At 31.5% G+C, this 23240-nt stretch carries 25 protein-coding genes and 1 pseudogene; 22 read left to right on the top strand and 4 right to left on the bottom strand.

All coding sequences use genetic code 11. From position 1 onward, the window contains the following. Nucleotides 1–103 precede the first annotated feature (103 nt). Nucleotides 104–490, bottom strand: coding sequence for a rhodanese-like domain-containing protein (locus AC1RRU_RS06085; RefSeq protein ID WP_011275678.1), 387 nt, complete (start codon nt 488–490; stop codon nt 104–106). 151 nt (nt 491–641) lie between these two features. Between AC1RRU_RS06085 and AC1RRU_RS06080 the strand changes: the two genes are divergently transcribed. After that, a complete protein-coding gene (locus AC1RRU_RS06080; protein ID WP_011275679.1) occupies nt 642–1472 on the top strand; it encodes a lipoate--protein ligase family protein in 831 nt (276 codons plus the stop codon). Between the two features lie 43 nt (nt 1473–1515). Here the strand turns inward: AC1RRU_RS06080 and AC1RRU_RS06075 are convergent, their stop codons facing one another. Together AC1RRU_RS06075 and AC1RRU_RS06070 are read right to left on the bottom strand one after the other, a co-directional pair. After that, nucleotides 1516–1731: an SA1362 family protein gene (locus AC1RRU_RS06075; RefSeq protein ID WP_011275680.1), complete on the bottom strand. Its 216-nt coding sequence runs from the start codon at nt 1729–1731 to the stop codon at nt 1516–1518. Nucleotides 1732–1745: 14 nt separating this feature from the next. After that, nucleotides 1746–2327, bottom strand: a complete 582-nt coding sequence (locus AC1RRU_RS06070) for a putative periplasmic lipoprotein (RefSeq protein WP_011275681.1) — start codon at nt 2325–2327, stop codon at nt 1746–1748. A 103-nt stretch (nt 2328–2430) separates the two neighbouring features. Here AC1RRU_RS06070 and AC1RRU_RS06065 point away from each other — a divergent pair, with 103 nt between their 5' ends. From AC1RRU_RS06065 to AC1RRU_RS05980, 18 genes and pseudogenes are all read left to right on the top strand, one after another. Further along, complete coding sequence (locus AC1RRU_RS06065; RefSeq protein WP_493196468.1) at nt 2431–3489, top strand: M24 family metallopeptidase; 1059 nt, start codon at nt 2431–2433, stop codon at nt 3487–3489. Between the two features lie 27 nt (nt 3490–3516). Next, nucleotides 3517–4074: an elongation factor P gene (gene efp, locus AC1RRU_RS06060; protein ID WP_011275683.1), complete on the top strand. Its 558-nt coding sequence runs from the start codon at nt 3517–3519 to the stop codon at nt 4072–4074. A gap of 216 nt (nt 4075–4290) precedes the next feature. Continuing rightward, on the top strand, nt 4291–4776 hold the full coding sequence (gene accB / locus AC1RRU_RS06055) for an acetyl-CoA carboxylase biotin carboxyl carrier protein (RefSeq protein ID WP_011275684.1): 486 nt from the start codon (nt 4291–4293) through the stop codon (nt 4774–4776). Beyond that, nucleotides 4776–6131 carry an acetyl-CoA carboxylase biotin carboxylase subunit gene (accC, locus tag AC1RRU_RS06050; RefSeq protein WP_011275685.1) on the top strand — a complete coding sequence of 452 codons (1356 nt, stop codon included), beginning with the start codon at nt 4776–4778 and terminating at the stop codon, nt 6129–6131. Before accB ends, accC begins: the two co-directional genes overlap by 1 nt. Nucleotides 6132–6144: 13 nt before the next feature. After that, nucleotides 6145–6504: an Asp23/Gls24 family envelope stress response protein gene (locus AC1RRU_RS06045; protein ID WP_011275686.1), complete on the top strand. Its 360-nt coding sequence runs from the start codon at nt 6145–6147 to the stop codon at nt 6502–6504. Nucleotides 6505–6535: 31 nt separating this feature from the next. After that, nucleotides 6536–6922, top strand: a complete 387-nt coding sequence (gene nusB, locus AC1RRU_RS06040; RefSeq protein ID WP_011275687.1) for a transcription antitermination factor NusB — start codon at nt 6536–6538, stop codon at nt 6920–6922. Nucleotides 6923–6940: 18 nt separating this feature from the next. Continuing rightward, entirely contained in the window at nt 6941–8278 is a 1338-nt protein-coding gene (gene xseA, locus AC1RRU_RS06035) for an exodeoxyribonuclease VII large subunit (RefSeq protein ID WP_037558207.1), read from the top strand. Next, on the top strand, nt 8271–8501 hold the full coding sequence (locus tag AC1RRU_RS06030) for an exodeoxyribonuclease VII small subunit (RefSeq protein WP_011275689.1): 231 nt from the start codon (nt 8271–8273) through the stop codon (nt 8499–8501). The genes xseA and AC1RRU_RS06030 overlap by 8 nt, the downstream gene beginning before the upstream one ends. Beyond that, complete coding sequence (locus AC1RRU_RS06025; RefSeq protein WP_011275690.1) at nt 8479–9360, top strand: polyprenyl synthetase family protein; 882 nt, start codon at nt 8479–8481, stop codon at nt 9358–9360. The genes AC1RRU_RS06030 and AC1RRU_RS06025 overlap by 23 nt, the downstream gene beginning before the upstream one ends. 296 nt (nt 9361–9656) lie before the next feature. Beyond that, nucleotides 9657–10109, top strand: coding sequence for a transcriptional regulator AhrC/ArgR (gene ahrC / locus AC1RRU_RS06020; RefSeq protein WP_011275691.1), 453 nt, complete (start codon nt 9657–9659; stop codon nt 10107–10109). A gap of 15 nt (nt 10110–10124) precedes the next feature. Then, nucleotides 10125–11810, top strand: coding sequence for a DNA repair protein RecN (gene recN, locus AC1RRU_RS06015; RefSeq protein ID WP_011275692.1), 1686 nt, complete (start codon nt 10125–10127; stop codon nt 11808–11810). A gap of 176 nt (nt 11811–11986) precedes the next feature. Further along, the gene (gene lpdA, locus AC1RRU_RS06010; RefSeq protein ID WP_011275693.1) at nt 11987–13411 is read left to right on the top strand and encodes a dihydrolipoyl dehydrogenase; all 1425 of its coding nucleotides are present in this window, start codon (nt 11987–11989) and stop codon (nt 13409–13411) included. A 17-nt stretch (nt 13412–13428) separates the two neighbouring features. Further along, nucleotides 13429–14430, top strand: coding sequence for a thiamine pyrophosphate-dependent dehydrogenase E1 component subunit alpha (locus AC1RRU_RS06005; protein ID WP_011275694.1), 1002 nt, complete (start codon nt 13429–13431; stop codon nt 14428–14430). Then, the gene (locus AC1RRU_RS06000) at nt 14423–15406 is read left to right on the top strand and encodes an alpha-ketoacid dehydrogenase subunit beta (protein ID WP_011275695.1); all 984 of its coding nucleotides are present in this window, start codon (nt 14423–14425) and stop codon (nt 15404–15406) included. The genes AC1RRU_RS06005 and AC1RRU_RS06000 overlap by 8 nt, the downstream gene beginning before the upstream one ends. 12 nt (nt 15407–15418) lie before the next feature. Further along, nucleotides 15419–16747, top strand: coding sequence for a dihydrolipoamide acetyltransferase family protein (locus AC1RRU_RS05995; protein WP_011275696.1), 1329 nt, complete (start codon nt 15419–15421; stop codon nt 16745–16747). Nucleotides 16748–16849: 102 nt separating this feature from the next. Continuing rightward, nucleotides 16850–17287, top strand: a complete 438-nt coding sequence (gene brxB / locus AC1RRU_RS05990; RefSeq protein WP_011275697.1) for a bacilliredoxin BrxB — start codon at nt 16850–16852, stop codon at nt 17285–17287. A 12-nt stretch (nt 17288–17299) separates the two neighbouring features. Next, nucleotides 17300–18277, top strand: a complete 978-nt coding sequence (locus tag AC1RRU_RS05985; RefSeq protein WP_011275698.1) for an aromatic acid exporter family protein — start codon at nt 17300–17302, stop codon at nt 18275–18277. Nucleotides 18278–18687: 410 nt separating this feature from the next. Continuing rightward, nucleotides 18688–19185: pseudogene (locus AC1RRU_RS05980) on the top strand (transposase); the annotation flags it as partial. 20 nt (nt 19186–19205) lie between these two features. Here AC1RRU_RS05980 and prli42 read toward each other — a convergent pair. Continuing rightward, nucleotides 19206–19301, bottom strand: coding sequence for a stressosome-associated protein Prli42 (gene prli42 / locus AC1RRU_RS05975; protein WP_011275700.1), 96 nt, complete (start codon nt 19299–19301; stop codon nt 19206–19208). A 158-nt stretch (nt 19302–19459) separates the two neighbouring features. On the opposite strand from prli42, the gene AC1RRU_RS05970 reads away from it, so the two are divergent. From AC1RRU_RS05970 to AC1RRU_RS05960, 3 genes are all read left to right on the top strand, one after another. Then, entirely contained in the window at nt 19460–20587 is a 1128-nt protein-coding gene (locus AC1RRU_RS05970; RefSeq protein ID WP_011275701.1) for a M20/M25/M40 family metallo-hydrolase, read from the top strand. Nucleotides 20588–20660: 73 nt separating this feature from the next. Further along, nucleotides 20661–22067: an NADP-dependent phosphogluconate dehydrogenase gene (gene gnd / locus AC1RRU_RS05965; RefSeq protein WP_011275702.1), complete on the top strand. Its 1407-nt coding sequence runs from the start codon at nt 20661–20663 to the stop codon at nt 22065–22067. A gap of 176 nt (nt 22068–22243) precedes the next feature. After that, entirely contained in the window at nt 22244–23239 is a 996-nt protein-coding gene (locus tag AC1RRU_RS05960) for a LacI family DNA-binding transcriptional regulator (protein WP_029376657.1), read from the top strand. The last annotated feature ends 1 nt before the right edge of the window (nt 23240 follow it).

The raw sequence follows: 23240 nt of genomic DNA, 5'->3' as shown, positions 1-23240 counted from the left end.
TTATGTTTATTCTATTTTTAGAAAACGTTTCTAAATGATTTTCACATAAATAATTAAAAAACTCTTAAAGAACATCTTTAAGAGTTAGTAAGCAGACAAGAGATTATTTTTTAGTTTTAATCTTACCTGTCCATTTTTTGTATCCACCTTTTAACATATAAATATCTTTATAGCCATTTTTTTTAAGGATACGTGCTGCACGATACCCTGCGACACCGTTTGCATCACAAAGATAAATAGGTTGATCTTTACGTAAACCTTGATATCTTTGACTAAACATTGATATTGGAATGTTACGAGCGCCATTAATATGTCCGTAATCATAGTCTACTTTCTCACGAACATCAATCACTTGAGCTTTTCTTAAACCTTTGTGAAATTCATTCTGCTCAAGTTCAGTGACTGCTCGTTTATTCATAAACCAATTTCCAAGCATATATAAAATAATTATGACTATAATAGCTAAAGCTATAATCAAAGATACATTCATATTGCATCCTCCCTAATTAACCGATATTATAATTATAAGGCTGTTAGCTAAATTTATCAAAATTTTTTATTGGCTATTTTTATCAAAGATTTATATGTAAAATTTAATATTTTTCTATAGATAATTATATGTTGTGATTGGAGATTATTTTATGACAGAGACATGGAATTTTATAAATACAGGAAGCCATGATCCATATTATAATATGGCAATGGATGAAGCACTCTTAAACTTCGTATCAAGAGGGGAAATTGACCCTGTTGTCAGATTTTACACTTGGAATCCTGCAACGTTATCTGTAGGGTATTTTCAAAGATTAAAGAAAGAAATTGACATTGATAAAGTTAATGAAAAAGGATTTGGATTAGTAAGAAGACAAACTGGTGGTAGAGGGGTTCTTCATGATAAAGAATTAACATATAGTGTTATTGTTTCGGAAGAACATCCTAATATGCCTTCTACCGTAACTGAAGCATATCGTGTCATTTCAGAAGGATTACTTGAAGGATTTAAATTATTAGGTTTTGAAGCATATTTTGCGATTCCACGTTCCAAAGAAGAACGAGAAAAATTAAAACAACCTCGAAGTGCTGTTTGTTTTGATGCACCTAGTTGGTATGAATTAGTTGTTGAAGGTAGAAAAATTGCAGGAAGCGCTCAAACTAGACAAAAAGGCGTTATTTTACAACATGGTTCCTTATTACAAGATGTTAACGTTGATGAGCTTTTCGATATGTTCATTTTTAAAAATGATCGTCTAAAAGATAAGATGAAAAAAGCGTTTGTTGATAAAGCTGTAGCGATTAATGATATTTCTGATAGACATATATCAATTGAAGAAATGGAAAAAGCATTTGAAGAAGGATTTAAAAAGGGGTTAAACATAGAATTCAAACCACTTACTTTATCAGATGAACAAATAAAAGAAGTAAAAGAATTAGAAGAAAAATATCGTTCTGATGAATGGTTATATAAAAAATAAAAAATCATAGGATGGCTAATATTTGGTCATCCTATGATTTTTTTTATTTTCTATTTCTCTTTTTATATTTTCTTGCTGCTCTTCTATATTTACGTTGATCTTCAGTTAAGAAAAAGAAATAGTATATTAAATAAATAATTAACGCAATGATTAAAAAGGTGAAAATCGTTTTAGCAAAAGACATCATAAATACATTTAAATTCAAAATCAAGCCAATTGCAGCAATTAAAATTACTAAATAAAACAATATATTTTTCAAATCAAAAACTCCTATTATGAATTGTTAGACATGTTCACTTGAGATAGTTTAGTCTTGCCTTTATTCAACTTATTCGTATTATTATTTTCATATCCGCTCTTAATATCTTTAAATGCCGATTGTAACTCTTTGTTAATTTGTCTAATATTTTTATCTTCATTTTTATTTGCACTAGATAAATCTTTTTTAGTCACGGCACCCTTATACTTACCATAAGCATCATCAATACCATTAGCAATAGTATTTAATTTTTCAAGATTTTGCTTTTTGTCTTCTTTCTTATTTTTAGACAAATCCAACTGATTATAATTACTAATAACTTTAGTAATATCTTGATAATATTTAGACGAAGCATCTAAAAATTTAGCTTCTTTATTATTATCAACTGTTTTGGAAACATTTTTTTTATCTTTATTAAGAGCCTCAACTTGTGCTTTTTGATTACTTATATCTTGATTTAGCTGTTGAATATCTAACTTCAAGTTATGGTTTTGATCTCTTAATTTGGTTGTCTTATCTTCCAATGGTCCTAAATTTTGAGAGCCACAACCAACCAATAAACATGAAGCTCCAATAATAACGATTAATTTTTTCATTAAAATCTCCCTAAACCAAAATCTCTTTATTTCTAAAATAATTATGCTATTATTTTAATGTAAATAGAGCAAATGTACAAACGTTATACTTGGAGTGATTTGTATGAATAAATTAGCAAAAGTTCAAGACTTACTAGATGTTCAACAATTGGATGCTTTAGTTATTTTATCAGATTATAATCGTAGATATTTATCAGATTTCACTGGTACAAGTGGTGCATTAATAATTTCAAAAAATAACTATCAATTAATTACTGATTTTCGATATATTGAACAAGCAACTAATCAAGCAACTAAATTTAACATCATCAAACGCAGTGGTGGTTTAATTGAAGCGATTGTAGAAATTATTAATCATGAACAATTTAATCATGTTGGTTTTGAAGGACACTTAGTGAGTTATGATACATACCAAACATTAGATCAATCGAAAGCTAAATTAATCTCTATTGGAAATGAGATTGAAAAAATCAGAGAAATAAAGACACACGAAGAGATAGAAAAGATTAAATACGCTGCTAAAATAGTTGATGATACATATAACTATGTATTAGATATTGCAAAGGTTGGAATGACTGAAAGAGAATTAAAAAGTAAATTAGAAGCTAAAATGTTAGAATTAGGCGCAGATGGCCCTTCATTTGACACAATTGTAGCATCTGGTTATAGAGGCGCTTTACCTCATGGTGTAGCAAGTGATAAAGTCATAGAGCAAGGCGATATGATTACGCTTGATTTTGGGGCATACTATAGAGGATATTGCTCTGATATAACAAGAACATTTGCTATAGGGGAACCTGACTCTAAGATGAAAGATATTTATAACATTGTTCTCAATTCCCAAATTAAAGCAATCAACGAAATAAAAGCTGGAATGACTGTAGCTGAGGCTGACGCGTTATCAAGAGACTATATTGAATCTCATGGTTATCGGGAGGCATTCGGTCACTCTCTTGGACATGGAATTGGATTAGACATTCATGAAGGACCATTATTATCTAAAAATGCAAAGGGTATAATACAAGTAAATAATTGTGTTACTATTGAACCAGGTATTTATGTTGATGGTCTTGGTGGCGTACGTATAGAAGATGATATTTTAATAACTGAAAATGGTTGTGAAGTCTTTACTAAATGTACAAAAGACCTTATTATTTTATAGAAAGCGCATATTTGAGGAGGAAACTGAATGATTTCGGTTAATGATTTTAAAACAGGTTTAACAATTTCAGTAGATAATGGCATTTGGAAAGTTATCGATTTCCAACATGTAAAACCAGGTAAAGGTTCTGCATTTGTACGTTCTAAATTACGTAATTTAAGAACAGGTGCAATTCAAGAGAAGACATTTAGAGCTGGGGAAAAAGTTGAACAAGCAATGATTGAAAATCGTCGTATGCAATATTTATATGCTGATGGAGATAATCATGTATTCATGGATAATGAGACGTTTGATCAAACTGAATTATCAGCTGATTATTTAAAAGATGAATTAAAATATTTAAAAGCTAACATGGAAGTTCAAATCCAATCATATGAAGGTGAAACAATCGGAGTTGAACTACCTAAAACTGTTGAATTAGAAGTTACTGAAACTGAGCCAGGTATCAAAGGTGATACTGCCACTGGAGCAACTAAATCAGCTACAGTTGAAACAGGTTATACTTTAAATGTACCTTTATTCGTTAATGAAGGTGATGTATTAGTTATCAACACTAGCGACGGAAGCTATATCTCAAGAGCTTAGTTAACAGTAGCTAAAGTCTTTCTAATTACTAATTGGAAAGACTTTTTTTAATATCTAAATCATTATTTTATATAAATTACAAAAGTCCATTTATCAATAATAATAAGCATTAAATAGTAAGATGTAATTCCCTAAAATGACACATGCTTGAATTGGCAAGTTCAGTCAAGTAAAATAGATTGGTAGATGAAAACTAATTCGAGGAGTCAGTAACTTATGAATTTTAAAGAAATAAAAGAATTAATCGAAATTCTTGATCAATCAAGTTTAACTGAAATTAATATTGAAGATAACAAAGGTAGTGTAGTCAACCTAAAAAAACAGAAAGAGACAGAAATAATCACACCACAATATACACAACAAGCACCATTAGCACCAGCAACATCAACGATGGCAACACCAAATCAAAGTGCAACAGAATCACCTGTTCCACAAAATAATGATCAAATCGATAAAGATGATTCATCATATCAAACAATCAATGCACCTATGGTGGGTACATTTTATAAATCGCCATCTCCAGAAGAAGATGCATATGTTCAAGTCGGAGATAAAGTTACCAATGAATCTACAGTGTGCATCTTAGAAGCAATGAAATTATTTAATGAAATACAAGCTGAAGTTTCTGGAGAAATAGTTGAAATATTAGTAGAAGACGGACAAATGGTAGAGTATGGCCAACCGTTATTTAAGGTGAAATAATGAAAAAAATCTTAATCGCTAATCGTGGAGAAATTGCGGTTAGAATCATTAGAGCTTGTCATGATTTAGGCATACAAACTGTTGCCATTTATTCTGAGGGAGACAAAGACGCGTTACATACTCAAATTGCTGATGAAGCATATTGCGTTGGTCCAACTCAGTCTAAAGATTCTTATTTGAACATTCCAAATATATTATCAATTGCGACTTCAACTGGTTGTGATGGTATTCATCCAGGTTATGGCTTTTTAGCTGAGAATGGTGATTTTGCAGAGCTGTGTGAAGCATGCCAATTGAAATTTATCGGTCCTAGCTATGAGTCTATCCAAAAAATGGGCATCAAAGACATTGCAAAAGCAGAAATGATTGCAGCTAATGTCCCAGTTGTTCCAGGTAGTGATGGGCTAGTTACAACCATTTCGGATGCAAAACAAATTGCTAAAGAAATTGGATATCCAGTAATTATTAAAGCTACTGCAGGTGGTGGTGGAAAAGGTATACGAGTGGCTAGAACAGAGAAAGAGCTTGAGAATGGCTATCGTATGACTCAACAAGAAGCAGAAACTGCTTTTGGTAATGGCGGTCTTTACCTTGAAAAATTTATTGAGAACTTCCGTCACATTGAAATTCAAATTATTGGAGATCAACATGGAAATGTCATTCATCTCGGAGAAAGAGATTGTACGATTCAAAGACGCATGCAAAAGTTAGTCGAAGAATCTCCATCTCCTATTTTATCTGATGAACAACGTGAAGAGATGGGTAATGCAGCTATAAGAGCTGCAAAAGCAGTTAATTATGAAAATGCAGGTACTATTGAATTTATATATGATTTAAATGATAATCAATTTTATTTTATGGAAATGAATACACGTATTCAAGTTGAACATCCTGTCACTGAAATGGTTACTGGCATTGATTTAGTAAAATTACAACTAAAAGTTGCGATGGGTGAAGCACTCCCATACACTCAAGAAGATATTACTATCAATGGTCATGCAATAGAATACCGTATAAATGCTGAAAATCCATATAAGAACTTCATGCCATCTCCTGGTAAAATCACACAATACCTAGCTCCAGGCGGATATGGTGTAAGAATTGAATCAGCTTGTTATACAAATTATACAATTCCTCCATATTATGATTCTATGGTAGCTAAACTCATTGTTCATGAACCAACGCGTGATGAAGCAATTATGACTGGTCTTAGAGCATTAAGTGAGTATTTAATTTTAGGAATCGATACAACAATTCCTTTCCATTTAAAACTTATGAATAATGATATATTTAGAAGTGGATCTTTTAATACTAACTTCTTAGAACAATATAATATTATGGATGACGAGGAGTAGGAGGTTAAACCAAATGGTTAAAGTAGCAGATTATTCAAATTCAAACTTAGGTAAAATTGAAATTGCACCTGAAGTTATTTCTGTAGTTGCAAGTATAGCTGTTTCAGAGGTAGAAGGGGTAACTGGACATTTTTCAGAATTGAAAAATAGTAACATTGAAAAAATAAGTCGTAAAAACCTCAATAGAAATTTAAAAATTGATGTTAAAGAAGATGGCATTCAAATTGATGTATATTGCTCTATTAAGCACGGTATAAATATTTCAAAATTTGCAAGTAAAATTCAAACATCTATTTTCAACTCAATTAAAACAATGACTGCTATTGAGCCAAAAGAAATTAACGTTCACATCATGCATATTACTGTCGAATAATATATAGATTACATTTAACAAGGAGTTATTTATGAGTCGTAAAGAATCAAGAATGCAAGCATTTCAAACTTTGTTTCAGTTAGAAATGAAAGACACAGAATTAACAATCAATGAAGCCATTAATTTCATAAAAGATGATGAGCCTGAATTAGACTTTGATTTTATACATTGGTTAGTAACAGGTGTTAAAGATCATGAGCCAGTTCTAGATGATACTATTAAGCCACATCTTAAAGATTGGTCACTTCAACGTTTATTAAAAACAGACCGAATAATATTACGAATGGCTACATTTGAATTATTGCATAGTGATACACCACCAAAAGTAATCATTAATGAAGCTGTAGAATTAGCAAAGCAATTTAGCGACGATGAGCATTATAAATTTATAAATGGTGTGTTGAGTAACATAAAATAATTAATTTGAGTGATGACAATGTCTGAATACTTAAGCGTTACAACTTTAACGAAATATATTAAATATAAATTTGATCAGGACCCACATTTGCAATCTATCTTACTAAAAGGTGAGCTTTCTAACTTTAAAAAACATTCAAGTGGACATCTTTATTTCAACGTTAAAGATAAGGATAGTGTGATAAGTGCAATGATGTTTAAAGGTAATGCGAACCAGCTTACTTTTGAGCCAAAAGAAGGTGATGAAGTCCTTTTAGAAGCACGTGTTTCAGTATATGAACGACGTGGAAATTATCAAATTTATGTGAATAAAATGGAATTAGATGGTATAGGGAACTTGTATCAAAAGTTAGAACAATTAAAGCAAAAATTAAAAAAAGAAGGCTTTTTTAATAATGAACATAAAAAGCCTATTCCTCGATTCCCTAAAAAAATCGCAATCTTAACTGCTAGTACTGGTGCCGCAATTAGAGATATTCAATCTACAATAAATAGTAGATATCCTTTGGCCGAAAAAATCCAAATAAGTACTTTAGTACAAGGTACACAAGCCAAAGAGGATATTATAAAAAATATTAAATATGCTGATTCACTTGGCGTTGATACTATTATTGTAGGCCGTGGTGGTGGATCTATAGAAGATTTATGGAACTTTAATGAAGAAGATGTTGTTAAAGCGATTTTTGAGTGTCAAACACCCATTATTTCAGCTGTTGGACATGAAACCGATTTTACTCTCAGTGATTTCGTAGCAGATGTCAGAGCAGCAACACCAACACAAGCTGCAGTTATGGCGACTCCAGATCAGTATGAATTGATGCAACAAATTAAGCAATACCAATTTTCATTATCAAGGTATATTAAACAGTATCTTGAAAAACAATATAAACAACTAGATCATTTAGCATCTTATTATAAGTTTAAACAACCCTCATTATTATACGATCAACAGATACAACGCAAAGATGACTTAGAAAGACAACTAACTCAATTATTATTATCCAAAATTGAGAATAAAAAATATCAATTAAAAGTTCTTCATCAGAATTTTAATGTAAAAACATTAAATCAAACTATATTACAAAATAAAAGGCAACTAATGAATGTTAAAAATCGTTTATCAAATCTAACAATGAAAAACATTCATAATAATAAATTAGAGCTCAAAAATAAAGTTGAACTATTAAATAATTTAAGTCCTACTAATACTATGTTGAGAGGCTATTCTATTATTAATAAAGATGATAAAGTCATTACAAGTACACAGGATTTAAGTAAAGATGATGAAATTACATTAGCAATGAAAGATGGTAACGTAGATGCCATCGTTAAAAAGGTTAGGTGTGAACATGAGTAAAGATCAACAAAGTTTTGAAGAAATGATGCAAGAATTAGAAAATATCGTTCAAAAGTTAGATAATGAGACTGTATCATTAGAAGAATCATTAGAGTTATATCAACGTGGTATGAAACTTTCAGCAACATGTGATGCAACACTTAAAGATGCTGAAAAGAAAGTCAATCAACTTATTAAAGATGAAGCAGAGGATGAAGAAAATGGCAAAGAAGTCAATGAATGAATTAATTAATCAAATTAATAGCGCTCTTGACGGTGTAATCGAAACTTCACCACTAAATACGAATCTAGAAGAAAGTATGCAATATTCTCTCAATGCGGGTGGTAAAAGAATAAGACCACTTCTTGTATTTTTAACATTAGATGTATTAAATCAAGATTATAAAAAAGGTAAAAAAACTGCATTGGCATTGGAAATGATTCACACGTATTCTTTAATTCATGATGATCTTCCTGCGATGGATAATGATGATTACCGTCGTGGTAAACTTACCAATCACAAAGTCTATGGTGAATGGAAAGCTATTTTAGCAGGTGATGCACTACTAACTAAGGCATTTGAAATCATTGCTGATGATGAATTATTAGAATCTGACGTTAAAGTTAAAATACTTTCCAGATTAGCGCATAATAGTGGTCACTTAGGCATGGTCGGAGGACAAACATTAGACATGCAAAGTGAAGATAAACCTGTTGATTTGGATACGCTTGAACAGATACATAAAGCTAAAACAGGAGCATTACTTCAATTCGCAGTATTAAGTGCAGCTGATATTGCTAAAGTAGATAAGTCTACATCACAAGCTCTTGAAGATTTTAGTAATCATATGGGTTTGATGTTCCAAATTAAAGATGATTTGCTCGACGTATATGGTGATGAATCTAAATTAGGAAAAAAAGTTGGTAGTGACATCGAAAATCACAAAAGTACGTATGTTTCTTTATTAGGTAAAGATGGAGCTGAAGATAAATTAAATTTCCATAAAGATGCTGCCATAAAATCAATAGAACAACTTTCTTCACACTATGATATTAAACCTCTATTAGATATCGTTGAGCTTTTCTACACACGTGATCATTAATTATCATTAGTATTAACCCTTCAAAGCTACTGTTTAAAAACTGGCGTTGAAGGGTGTTTTAGTACACTATTTTAAATTGAGGCAATACATTTATATCATAATTTTAATTTACATATTTATTTATTTGTTTATACATTTTTACAATACAAATTAACTAATTGTACCTATTAGTATTTAAATAAAACAATTTACGATTATTGAGTTATCAGTTACGTATGCATAATAACAATAGTAGTAGTAAAAAAAATGATGTGTTAAAATCATTGTATAATTATTCGAAACTAGGAGTGTTCATAATGGCAAAAAAATCTGTGAGACACATAAAGATTAGAGAAATTATCTCAAGCGAACAAATAGAAACTCAAGACGAACTAGTAAAACGTCTTAATGAATACGACCTTAATGTTACGCAAGCTACCGTATCACGTGATATTAAAGAATTACAATTAATCAAAGTTCCTGCACCATCAGGTCAGTATGTATATAGCTTGCCTAATGATCGAAAATACCATCCATTAGAAAAATTGGGTCGTTATCTCATGGACTCATTTGTAAATATAGAAGGTACAGGTAATCTACTTGTGTTAAAAACCTTACCTGGTAACGCTCAATCTATCGGCGCTATTTTAGACCAAATCGATTGGGATGAAGTTCTCGGTACTATATGTGGTGATGATACTTGCCTTTTAATTTGTAAAGATGAAGACGCAAGTAATACAATTAAAACAAGAATTTTCAATTTATTATAAGGATGCGATGAATTCATGTTACAAACCTTATCAATAAAACAATTTGCAATTATTGATGAATTAGAAATTCATTTTTCAGATGGATTAACAGTTCTAAGTGGTGAAACGGGTTCAGGTAAATCAATCATCATAGATGCGATTGGCCAGTTAATTGGAATGCGTGCATCATCAGATTATGTTCGACATGGTGAAAAGAAAGCGATTATTGAAGGCATATTTGATATAGATGAAAGTAAAGATGTTATTCATATACTTCATAACCTTGATATAGAGATCGACGAGGACTTCTTATTAGTAAAAAGAGAAATATTTAGCACTGGTAAAAGTATTTGTAGGTTGAATAATCAAATTGTTACGCTTCAAGATTTGCGAAAAGTTATGCAAGAACTATTAGATATTCATGGTCAACATGAAACACAGACACTTCTTAAACAAAAGTATCATTTAAAATTATTAGATGATTATGCAGAAGACAAGTATTTATCAACTAAAGAAAAATATAAAAATGTGTTTAATCAGTATAAAAGTAAAACAAAGGAATTAGAAGAATTAGAGTCTGCCGACCAAGCATTACTTCAACGTTTGGATTTAATGAAATTTCAATATGAAGAATTAGAAGAAGCTTCTTTAAAAGAGGGCGAAATTGAGCAATTAGAAGTCGATATACGTAGAATTCAAAATTCCGAAAAACTAAGCATGGCGCTTAATAATGCGCATGTCACTTTGACTGATGAGCATGCAATTACAGATAGACTATATGAATTAAGTAATCATTTACAATCCATAGATGATATTTTGCCTGATAAATTTAGTAAATTAAAAGAGGATATTGATCAATTTTATTACACGCTTGAAGATGCTAAGCACGAGTTATATGATGAAATGTCAAACACTGAATTTGATGAGCAAATGCTAAATGAGCTAGAATCTCGAATGAATTTATTAAACAATCTTAAAAGGAAATATGGCAAAGACATTAATGAATTAATTACTTACAAAGATAAGCTTCAAAATGAAATAGACAAAATCGAAAATTATGAAGAAAGTACATCACAATTACGTGAGGAAATTAGTCAATTATATGATGAAGTGATGTCAAAAGGCAAATTGTTATCTAAAGAGCGTCGCACAGTAGCTCGAACATTAAGAGACCATATCGTTTCTGAAATACAAAATTTACAAATGAAAGATGCTAATTTAGAAATCTCATTCCAATTATTAGATAAACCAACAATTGATGGTATAGAATTTGTAGAGTTTTTAATCAGTCCGAATAAAGGTGAACCACTCAAAAGTTTAAATAAAATTGCATCTGGCGGTGAACTATCTCGTATTATGCTCGCTTTAAAAAGTATTTTTGTACAATCAAGGGGACAAACTGCAATTTTATTTGATGAGGTAGATTCAGGAGTGTCAGGACAAGCTGCTCAAAAAATGGCTGAAAAAATGAGAGATATAGCTGAATATATTCAAGTAATATGTATTTCGCACTTACCACAAGTTGCATCTATGAGTGATCATCATTTATTAATTAGTAAAGCATCCAATGATGATCGCACAACAACTCAAGTTAAAGAATTAGAAAATGATGATAAAATTGATGAAATCGCACGAATGATTTCTGGTGCTAGTGTTACTGAATTAACTAGAGAAAATGCAAAAGAAATGATTAGCCAAAATCAAAGAAAAAGTAGTAAGTAATTCATTGAATTTATTAATAATTATTTTTGCTGTAAAATAATTATTAACATTATAAAATGAATATTTTAATTTTATATGTAACCTACTCATTAAGTTACTAAATGCATTTAAAATTTAAAGTCACTTACACATTAACGTTATTAAATCCAATCGCAAAGCAAGTTAGGAGTAAAATTATGAGTGAAAATCAATATGACCTAGTCATCTTAGGTGGAGGAACCGCTGGTTATGTAGCGGCAATTCGAGCATCTCAATTAGGTAATAAAGTAGCTATAGTAGAGAAATCTTTGTTAGGTGGCACTTGTCTTCACAAAGGATGTATTCCTACAAAAGCTTTATTAAAATCTGCTGAAGTTTTAAGAACAGTTAAAGATTCAGTTCATTTCGGAGTGAATGTTGGTCAATATTCATTTGACTTAAAATCCATGATGAAACGTAAAGACAAAATTGTTAATCAAATGCATCAAGGTATTGAAAGTTTAATGCAGAAAAATCACATAGATATATTTAATGGCACAGGTAGAATTATGGGGACATCTATTTTCTCACCTCAAAGTGGTACCATTTCAGTTGAATATGATAATGTAGAATCTGAATTATTACCTAATCAGAATGTACTGATAGCTACAGGTTCACTACCAACTCAATTACCATTCTTGCCTTTCAATCACAATACAGTTCTATCTAGTAATGACATATTGCAACTCACTGATTTACCTGCAAGCATAGCAATCATTGGCGGTGGAGTGATAGGTCTTGAATTTGCTTCTTTATTAATTGACTTAGGTGTAAATGTTAGTGTGATAGAGGCTGGTGAACGAATCTTGCCTAATGAGAGTGCTCAAATTGCAAATTTTCTAAAAACATCACTTATAGCAAGAGGAGTAACGTTCTATGAAAATTGCGCATTAAATGAATCTGCAGTTAAAGTCAACTCTAATTCTGTAACTATTCAAGTAAATAAAGATAAAACTATAGAAGTTGAAAAAGTTTTAGTATCAATTGGTCGCAAGCCTAATACTGATGATATAGGATTAAATAATACTAAAATTAAAACTGATGATAATGGTAATATACTTGTTAATGACTTTTTACAAACCGAAGATAAGCATATTTATGCTGCAGGTGATTGCATAGGTAAGCTTCAATTAGCACATGTATCTTCTAAAGAGGCAATACTTGCTGTTGAACACATGTTTAATGGCAATGGACTACCTCTAAATTATGACAAGATGCCGAAATGCATATATACACACCCAGAAGTTGCTTCAATTGGTTATAATAAAGAATCAGCCGAAGCCAAAAACATTAAGACCAAATCATTTAAAGTAAGCTTTAATGCAATTGGTAAAGCAGTAATAGAGGAAACTACTAATGATAGAGGATTTTGTGAAATGATAATTAATGATGAAACTAATGAAATTATCGGTATTAATATGATAGGCCCTCAGGTTACTGAATTAATCAACGAAGCCTCATTATTGCAATTTATGAATGGTTCAGCAATTGAGTTAGGTCTGACAACACATGCACATCCTTCTATATCAGAAGTACTTATGGAATTGGGATTGAAAGTAGAAAATAGAGCAATACACGTTTAACAGGAGGAACATAAAAGATGATTGATTATAAATCTGTCGGACTTTCAGAAGAAGACCTTAAAGAAATCTATAAATGGATGGATTTAGGTAGAAAAGTAGATGAACGATTATGGTTATTAAACCGCGCTGGTAAAATTCCATTTGTTGTTAGTGGACAAGGACAAGAGGCTACTCAAATAGGAATGGCTTACGCTATGAAAGAAGGAGATATTTCATCTCCATATTATAGAGATTTAGCATTTGTTACTTTTATGGGGATTTCCCCATATGATACAATGCTAGCTTCATTTGGAAAAAAAGATGATATTAATTCCGGAGGAAAACAAATGCCTTCCCACTTTAGTCATCGTGAAAAGGGCATATTATCACAAAGTTCTCCAGTTGCTACACAAATACCACACTCAGTTGGAGCTGCATTAGCTTTAAAAATGGATAAAAAACCAAATATTGCTACGGCAACTGTCGGTGAGGGAAGTTCAAATCAAGGAGATTTTCATGAGGGTTTAAACTTTGCAGGCGTTCATAAATTACCATTTGTTTGTGTCATCATCAATAATAAATATGCGATATCTGTGCCTAATACTTTACAATACGCTGCAGAAAAACTTTCTGATAGAGCCTTAGGATATGGCATATATGGTGAGACAGTAGATGGGGATGATCCGATAGCAATGTATAAAGCTATGAAAGAAGCTAGAGAACGTGCACTAAATGGTGAGGGTGCCACTCTAATTGAAGCTATCACACATCGTATGACGCCACATTCTTCAGATGATGATGATACATATCGTACGAAAGAAGAAAGAGAAGCATTAAAAACTTATGATTGTAATCTTAAGTTTAAAGATTATTTATTAGAAAAAGAGATTATTAATCAAGAATGGTTAGACAATATAGAGCAAGAGCATAAAGAAATTATTAATAAAGCCACTAAAGATGCAGAAAAAGCGCCATATCCATCTGTAGAAGAAACATATCAATTTGTTTATGATCCAGAAGGAGGTATGGGCAATGAGTAAAATGAGTTATATTGAAGCAATACAACAAGCGCAAGACCTAGCCATGGAACATGATAATAACGTATTTATATTAGGTGAAGATGTAGGACGTAAAGGTGGCGTTTTTGGTGCAACTAGAGGTCTTCAAGACAAATATGGTGTTGAAAGAGTAATAGATACACCTTTGGCTGAATCTAATATTGTAGGAACTGCTATTGGAGCAGCAATGATTGGTAAACGACCAATTGCAGAAATTCAATTCGCAGATTTTATACTTCCTGCAGTTAATCAAATTATTAGTGAAGCAGCTAAAATGCGCTATCGTTCAAATAATGACTGGCAATGTCCTATCACAATCAGAGCACCCTTTGGTGGTGGGGTACATGGTGGTTTATATCATTCTCAAAGTATCGAGAGCATCTTTGCGTCTACACCGGGGTTAACTATTGTCATACCTTCATCCCCTTATGATGCTAAAGGATTATTATTATCCTCTATTGAGTCAAACGATCCAGTATTATTCTTTGAACATAAAAAAGCATATCGCTTCTTGAAAGAAGAAGTGCCAGAAGATTATTATACAGTTCCTCTCGGAAAAGCTGATGTAAAACGTGAAGGGAAGGACATAACTGTATTTACATATGGATTGTGTGTAAATTATTGTATGCAAGCTGCTGATATTTTAGCAGCAGATGGTATTAGTGTTGAAATAGTTGATTTGAGAACTGTTTATCCTCTAGATAAAGAAACAATTATTGAACGTGCTAAAATGAATGGCAAGATTTTATTAATAACTGAAGATAATCTTGAGGGCAGTGTCATGTCAGAAGTCTCTGCTATCATAGCTGAAAACTGTTTATTTGAACTTGATGCACCTATTATGAGATTAGCAGGACCAGATGTTCCTTCAATGCCATTTTCTCCTAATCTTGAAAATGAAGTTATGATGAATCCTGATAAAATCTTAGAAAAAATGCGAGAACTTGCACAATTTTAAGGAGGAAAAGTTATGGATATAAAAATGCCAAAACTAGGCGAAAGTGTTCATGAAGGTACTATTGAGCAATGGCTTATTTCAGTTGGTGACTATGTTGATGAATATGAACCCTTATGTGAGGTAATTACTGATAAAGTAACTGCTGAAGTACCTTCAACTGTATCTGGTACTATCACTGAAATTTTAGTTTCAGAAGGTGAAACAGTTCAAATAGATCATGTTATTTGTAAAATTGAAACTTCTGAAACAGATAATTCTACCAACACTAAAAATACCGATATTGAAACCGTTAAGGATTCAACAGATTTAAATATAAATGGTAATGATACTTTAACAGTCGAAACGTCAGCATCAGCTTCAAAAAATACTTCTGATAAAGAAGTAAGTCATTCTGTTAAATCAAATGCACATACACAAGCATCATTACTTAATAACGGTCGATATTCACCAGTAGTTTTTAAAATTGCATCTGAAAATGATATTGATTTATCATCAGTTCCTGGCACGGGTTTCGAAGGACGTGTGACTAAAAAAGATATTGAAAATTATATTAATTCAAGTCATCAGAAACCGAAAATAAATAACAATTCACAATCTAATTTTGAACATACGAAATCCAACGTGTATTCTACTCAGAGTCAGATTGGTCAATCTATACCAGTCAAAGGTGTTCGTAAAGCAATAGCTCAAAACATGGTGACAAGTGTAACTGAAATCCCTCATGGTTGGATGATGCTTGAAGTAGATGCAACTAACTTAGTAAAAACTAGAAATCATCATAAAAATTCGTTCAAAGAGAACGAAGGTTATAATTTAACTTTCTTTGCATTCTTTGTAAAAGCTGTTGCTGAAGCATTAAAATCAAACCCACTATTAAATAGTAGTTGGGATGGAGAAGAAATTATTCTTCATAAAGATATTAATATTTCAATTGCTGTAGCAGATGAAGATAAATTATATGTGCCTGTTATTAAACACGCTGATGAAAAATCAATCAAAGGGATTGCTCGAGAGATAAATGAACTAGCACTTAAAGCAAGAAATAAACAATTATCACAAGAAGATATGTCTGGTGGAACATTTACTGTTAATAATACCGGTACATTTGGGTCCGTTTCATCAATGGGAATTATAAATCATCCACAAGCAGCGATTTTACAAGTAGAATCTATTGTAAAAAAACCAGTCGTTATTGATGATATGATTGCAATTAGAAGCATGGTTAATTTGTGTATTTCGATTGATCATAGAATACTTGATGGTGTTCAAACAGGGCGCTTCATGTCTCAAGTTAAAGAACGTATTGAACAATTCACAATAGAAAATACAAGTATTTACTAGTTTAAAATGATATATCATATTCCCTGGACAAGCTATTTGAACTCTAACACTTATATTTAGTAGAATAGCATTGAATAAATAAAAGATTGAAAGGTGATTTAAATGGATTTAAATTTTGATTTATATATGAATGGCGTGGTTGAACAAGCTCGTAATGAAATTGAAAATGCGGGATATGAACAGTTAACAACTGCAGATGAAGTTGACAAAGTATTACAACAAAATGGAACTTCATTAGTAATGGTTAATTCAGTTTGTGGATGTGCGGGAGGAATTGCACGTCCAGCAGCATCACATGCGTTACACTATGATAAACTACCTGATAGACTTGTTACAGTATTTGCTGGACAAGATAAAGAGGCTACGCAACAGGCTAGAGACTATTTTGAGGGTTATGCACCTTCAAGTCCATCATTTGCATTAATTAAAGATGGTAAAATCACTGAAATGATTGAACGTCATCAAATTGAAGGCCATGATGTAATGGATGTTATTAATCAGTTACAAGGCCTATTTGATAAATATTGCGACGAAAGATAAGAGGATTTACTAATGTTAAAGTTAAATCCTTATAAGATTGGATTTAGAACGCTTAAAACAGCAGTAGGTATCACATTAGGTGTTATTTTAGCTAAATGGATAGGGCTTGATAATTATGCATCAAGTGCTATCCTCATTGTATTATGTATTAAACATACTAAAGTTCACTCAGTACAAGCTATCGTATCAAGATTTGTATCTTGTATACTAATTCTACTGTTTGGTTCATTGGTTTTTAGCTTATTAGGTCAGAATGCGCTTGTTTTGGGATTGATTGTATTATTATTTATTCCGATAACTGTTATGTTGAAAGTTCAAGAGGGTGTTGTAACTAGTTGTGTTATATTATTACATGTTTTCAATGCAACAACGATTAATTTACATTTAATCATTAATGAATTACTCTTATTAACTATTGGATTAGGAATCGCATTCATTATGAATTTAATTATGCCAAGTTTAGACAAAACATTAGTTTCTTTTAAGAAAGATATAGAAAAAGGCTTTAAAGAAATCTTTATGACATATAGCGAAGCTTGCTCAAATTATAATAATGATTTTACTTTATCTTTCGAAAAACTTCAATTAGACATTCGAAAGGCCAAATCTATCGCATTTAGAGATGTTAAAAATCATTTTATTAGAAATGAAAATTCATATTATCACTATTTTGATATGAGACAAGAACAACTTGAATTATTGCGTAGAATTAAACCGTTATTAAATCAAGTCACTGTCGATGACCCATTATTGACTGATGTATCTCATTTAATGTCAGAAATTGGTAATAACGTAAATAGTAATGATTATACTGCTTTACGATTACATTCACTGTATGAAATCCGTTTATCACTAGACGAATTACCACTTCCTAAATCTCATCAATCTTTAAAATCACGTTCAAGTATGATGCAAATATTAAATGAACTAGAAGAGTATTTAAACATTAAATCTCAATTTGGATCACTACGATTACACAATGAAATATAATTAGTACTTAAATAAAAAGAGGCTAGTACATAATTCCTAGCAAAATAGCCAGTAAATGAGTTTTTATAAATTCATTTACTGGCTTCTTTATTTACAATACTTCGTATTGTTGGCTCGCTTTCTTAGGGGACAGCTTCAGCCTGTAGTCTTCAGCTTGTCCTGTTTCCTCAAGAGTCTCGCCAAAATACTTTGTATTTATATGTAATTTTACATTCAAATACTTTAAAAAATAAGGCACTTTCGTATAATTTAATAAACTTCACTAAACTAAATTAACGAGGTGGCTTATGTATAAAGATTATAACATGACTCAACTTACTCTACCTATGGAAACTTCAGTTCTTATCTCAACAAATGATATTTCAAGAAATGTAAATGATATTGTTGAAACAATCCCTGAGACCGAATTCGATGAATTCAATTGTCCGAACAATAAAAGAATAGGATTCAAAAGATATGCCTATCGCCATGATAAGAATGTTTTTAAACGAGACTTTAAATTATATGAATGTGATGATTGTTCAGAATGTCCGCTGAAACAACAATGTATGAACTTCAATTTAAAAACAAATAAAAAAATAATGAAGGACTATAATTGGGAATATTTTAAAGCCCAAATTAATAAAAAGCTTTCAGAACCAATAACAAAAACCAACTACAGTCAAAGAAAAATTGATGTGGAGCCTTTTTTTAGATTTATGAAAGCTATTTGGGGTTTCCCTCGAATTTCCGTTCGAGGGATAAATAAAACCAAAAGAAAACTAGGATTTGCGCTAATGGCACTTACTATAAGAAAAGTAGCAGCTCAACGAGCTGAAATTAATCAAAAACATTATAAAAAAGACAATTTCTATATAATTCCAATAGAAATTGTCTTTATTTACTTATCCTGGAAATTTATGTCCTGAACTCTTTTTTATTGCGAAGATTAATGCATTAGTGGCACTAAACTTGTGAGTAGTAATGCTGCAACAATTGCAATCAACATTACAATTATTATAATTCTTAATACTTTATTATTCACTATTTAACGCTCCTTATTTAAAAACACTTACATAATACACTTTACTTAATATATAAATTAACCATAAATGATTTTTATACAAATGGCAATCAATTTATTTTTGATATTGTAGAAAATTAGTTAAAATAGAAATCAAATGAGAAAGGGGTTTTGTCATAATGATAAACAGTCAACGATTACTTGAAACATTTTTAGAATTAGTCCAAATAAATTCTGAAACAGGACATGAGGAAGTCATTCAACCCATTTTAAAAAAGAAATTTGAAGAACTAGGTTTAAATGTAACTGAAGATCATGCATCAGAAAAGTCATGGTTAGGTGCTAATAATCTTATCTGTACTTTACCAGCCACTAGTGCGAAAGAAGATGTGTCTAAAATTTACTTCACAAGTCACATGGACACTGTTGTACCTGGAATAAATATTAAACCTCAAATTAAAGAGGATGGTTATATTTATTCTGATGGTAGTACCATTCTAGGTGCTGATGATAAGGCGGGATTAGCAGCAATAATTGAAACCATTCAATATCTTAATGAAAATGAAATTCCACATGGCCAAATCCAATTTATAATTACTGTTGGTGAGGAATCTGGTCTTAAAGGGGTTAAAGAACTAGATTCAACATACATTGACGCTGAGTTTGGTTATGCAGTTGATGCTAGTCAACCCGTTGGCACAACAGTAGTAGGAGCACCAACTCAAATGGTCATAAACACGACTATTTTAGGGAAAACAGCTCATGCTAGTACACCTTCAGAAGGAATTAGTGCAATAAACATTGCTGCAAAAGCTATTAGTCGCATGAAGTTAGGACAAATTGATGACTATACTACTGCTAATATAGGTAAATTTCATGGCGGCTCTGCTACAAATATCGTTGCTGATGAAGTAGTTTTAGAAGCTGAGGCACGCTCACATGATAATCAAAGTATTGAACAACAAGTTATTCATATGAAGGAAACATTCGAGACTACCGCACAAGAATTAGGTGGTGAAGCAAAAGTTATCATTGAGAAGAGCTACCCTGGTTTTAAATTAGAAAATGATGACAAAGTAACTCAATTTGCTATCAATAGTGCTAGAGAACTTGGATTAGCAGGGGATACTGTTATTGCTGGAGGCGGCTCAGATGGCAGTATTATTAATACATTTGGAATCCCTACAGTCATTTTAGGTGTGGGCTACGAACATATTCACACGACATCTGAACGTATTTCAGTAAATTCACTTAATCAATTGGCTAAACAAATTGTCAAAATTATTGACTTAGTAGCTAAATCGTAATTTAGTTTAGTGAAGTACTTTCAAGTTTTATGATACAATACTATTGAAAAATTGAATGAGAGAGGTAAGTAATATGACTCAACAAATAGGTGTAGTAGGTTTAGCAGTAATGGGTAAAAACCTCGCTTGGAATATTGAATCACGCGGTTATAGCGTTTCTGTATATAACCGTTCAAGCGAAAAAACAGATGAAATGGTTAATGAATCTAAAGGTAAACAAATCCACCCAACATATTCTTTGGAAGAATTTGTTAATTCATTAGAAAAACCACGTAAAATTTTATTAATGGTTAAAGCAGGTCCTGCAACAGATGCAACAATTGACAGTTTACTTCCATTGTTAGACGATGATGACATTTTAATTGATGGTGGTAACACTAATTATCAAGATACTATCCGTCGTAATAAAGCCTTAGCTGAAAGTGGTATTAACTTTATTGGCATGGGTGTATCTGGTGGTGAAGTAGGTGCCCTTACTGGTCCTTCATTAATGCCAGGTGGTCAAGAAGCAGCTTATAATAAAGTGAGCGATATATTAGATGCAATTGCTGCTAAAGCAAAAGATGGTGCATCATGTGTAGAATATATTGGACCAAATGGTGCTGGACATTACGTTAAAATGGTTCATAATGGCATTGAATATGCAGATATGCAACTTATTGCAGAGAGCTATGCGATGATGAAAGATTTATTAGGTATGTCACATGAAGACATTTCTAAGACATTTAAAGAATGGAATGCTGGTGAGTTAGAAAGTTATTTAATTGAAATCACTGGTGATATCTTTACTAAATTAGATGATGACAATGAAGCACTTGTCGAAAAGATTTTAGACACTGCGGGTCAAAAAGGTACAGGTAAATGGACTTCTATCAATGCCTTAGAATTAGGTATTCCTTTAACGATTATTACTGAATCAGTATTTGCTCGTTTCATTTCATCAATTAAACAAGAACGTGTGAATGCTTCTAAGGAATTAAACGGTCCTAAAGCAGAATTTACTGGTAATAAAGAGGAATTCTTAGAAAAAATCCGTAAAGCTTTATATATGAGTAAAATTTGTTCATACGCACAAGGATTTGCGCAAATGCGTAAAGCTAGTGAAGAAAATGAATGGAATTTAAAATTAGGCGATTTAGCAATGATATGGCGTGAAGGTTGTATTATTCGTGCTCAATTCTTACAAAAAATTAAAGACGCTTATGATAACAACTCAGAATTACAAAACCTTTTATTAGATCCTTATTTCAAAGGTATTGTTACAGAATATCAAGATGCATTGAGAGATGTAGTAGCAACAGGTGTACGTAACGGCGTACCAACACCTGGATTCTCTGCCAGCGTAAACTACTATGATAGTTACCGCTCTGAAAATTTACCAGCGAACTTAATTCAAGCACAACGTGACTATTTCGGTGCACATACGTATGAACGTAAAGATAAAGAAGGTATCTTCCATACTCAATGGGTTGAAGAGTAATCGCATACTAGTTACAGAAGTAAACCAATTCAATGGTTTACTTCTTTTTTAAAAAATTATGCAAACGATTGCATTAAATGATTGACTTCCTAATATGAATTCTATACCATGAAAATATAAGTTAATTGAAAGCGTTTACTAAAGTTTTAAGATTGAGGTGATATGCAACGGTTACAATTAAAGATGTTGCCAAAGAGGCAAATGTAGCTACATCAACAGTATCGAGGGTGATACGGAACAATGCGAAAATTAGTGAGTCAACTTCAAATAAAGTCAAAGCAGCTATGTCCAAATTAGGATACATACCTAATCAAGCTGCAAGAACATTAATAACAAATAAAACATTGACCATTGGATTAATACAGAAAAGTTCCGCCCCTGAAATACGTCAAAATCCATTTAATAGTGATGTTCTTAATGGTATTAATCAGGCATGTAATGTAAGAGGCTATTCAACTAGAATGACTGTGTCGGAAAATAGCGGGGACTTATATCATGAAGTAAAAACAATGATTCAATCTAAAAGTGTGGATGGATTTATTCTTTTATATTCACTGAAAGATGATCCTATTGAGCACCTACTTAATGAGTTTAAAGTTCCTTATCTTATAGTTGGGAAATCTTTGAACTACGAAAATATAATACATATTGATAATGATAATATCGATGCAGCTTATCAATTAACACAATATTTATATCATTTAGGACACCGACATATATTATTTTTACAAGAATCTGGACATTATGCAGTTACAGAAGACAGATCAGTAGGATTTAAACAATACTGCGACGACGTTAAAATTTCAAATGACTGTGTCGTAATAAAGTCCATGAATGATTTACGTGATTTTATAAAGCAATATTGTATTGATGCTAGTCATATGCCTTCAGTGATTATAACGTCTGATGTTATGTTAAATATGCAATTATTAAATGTGCTTTATGAATATCAACTACGCATTCCAGAGGATATACAAACTGCCACGTTTAATACATCTTTTCTCACTGAAAATGCAACACCATCTCAAACAAGCGTAAACATTAACCCAGATGTATTAGGCTTCACAGCAGGGAATACAATCATTGATGTATTAAGAAATGAAACTATTTCTTTTAGAGAAAAATTGATTTCAACACAAATAGTTGAAAGGGTATCAACTACAAAAATATAAA

The organism is Staphylococcus sp. GW821-FHT11H10, assembly GCF_058807855.1.
Note: the sequence above shows the minus strand (reverse complement) of the source record. Positions and strands in the feature narration are given on the sequence as shown.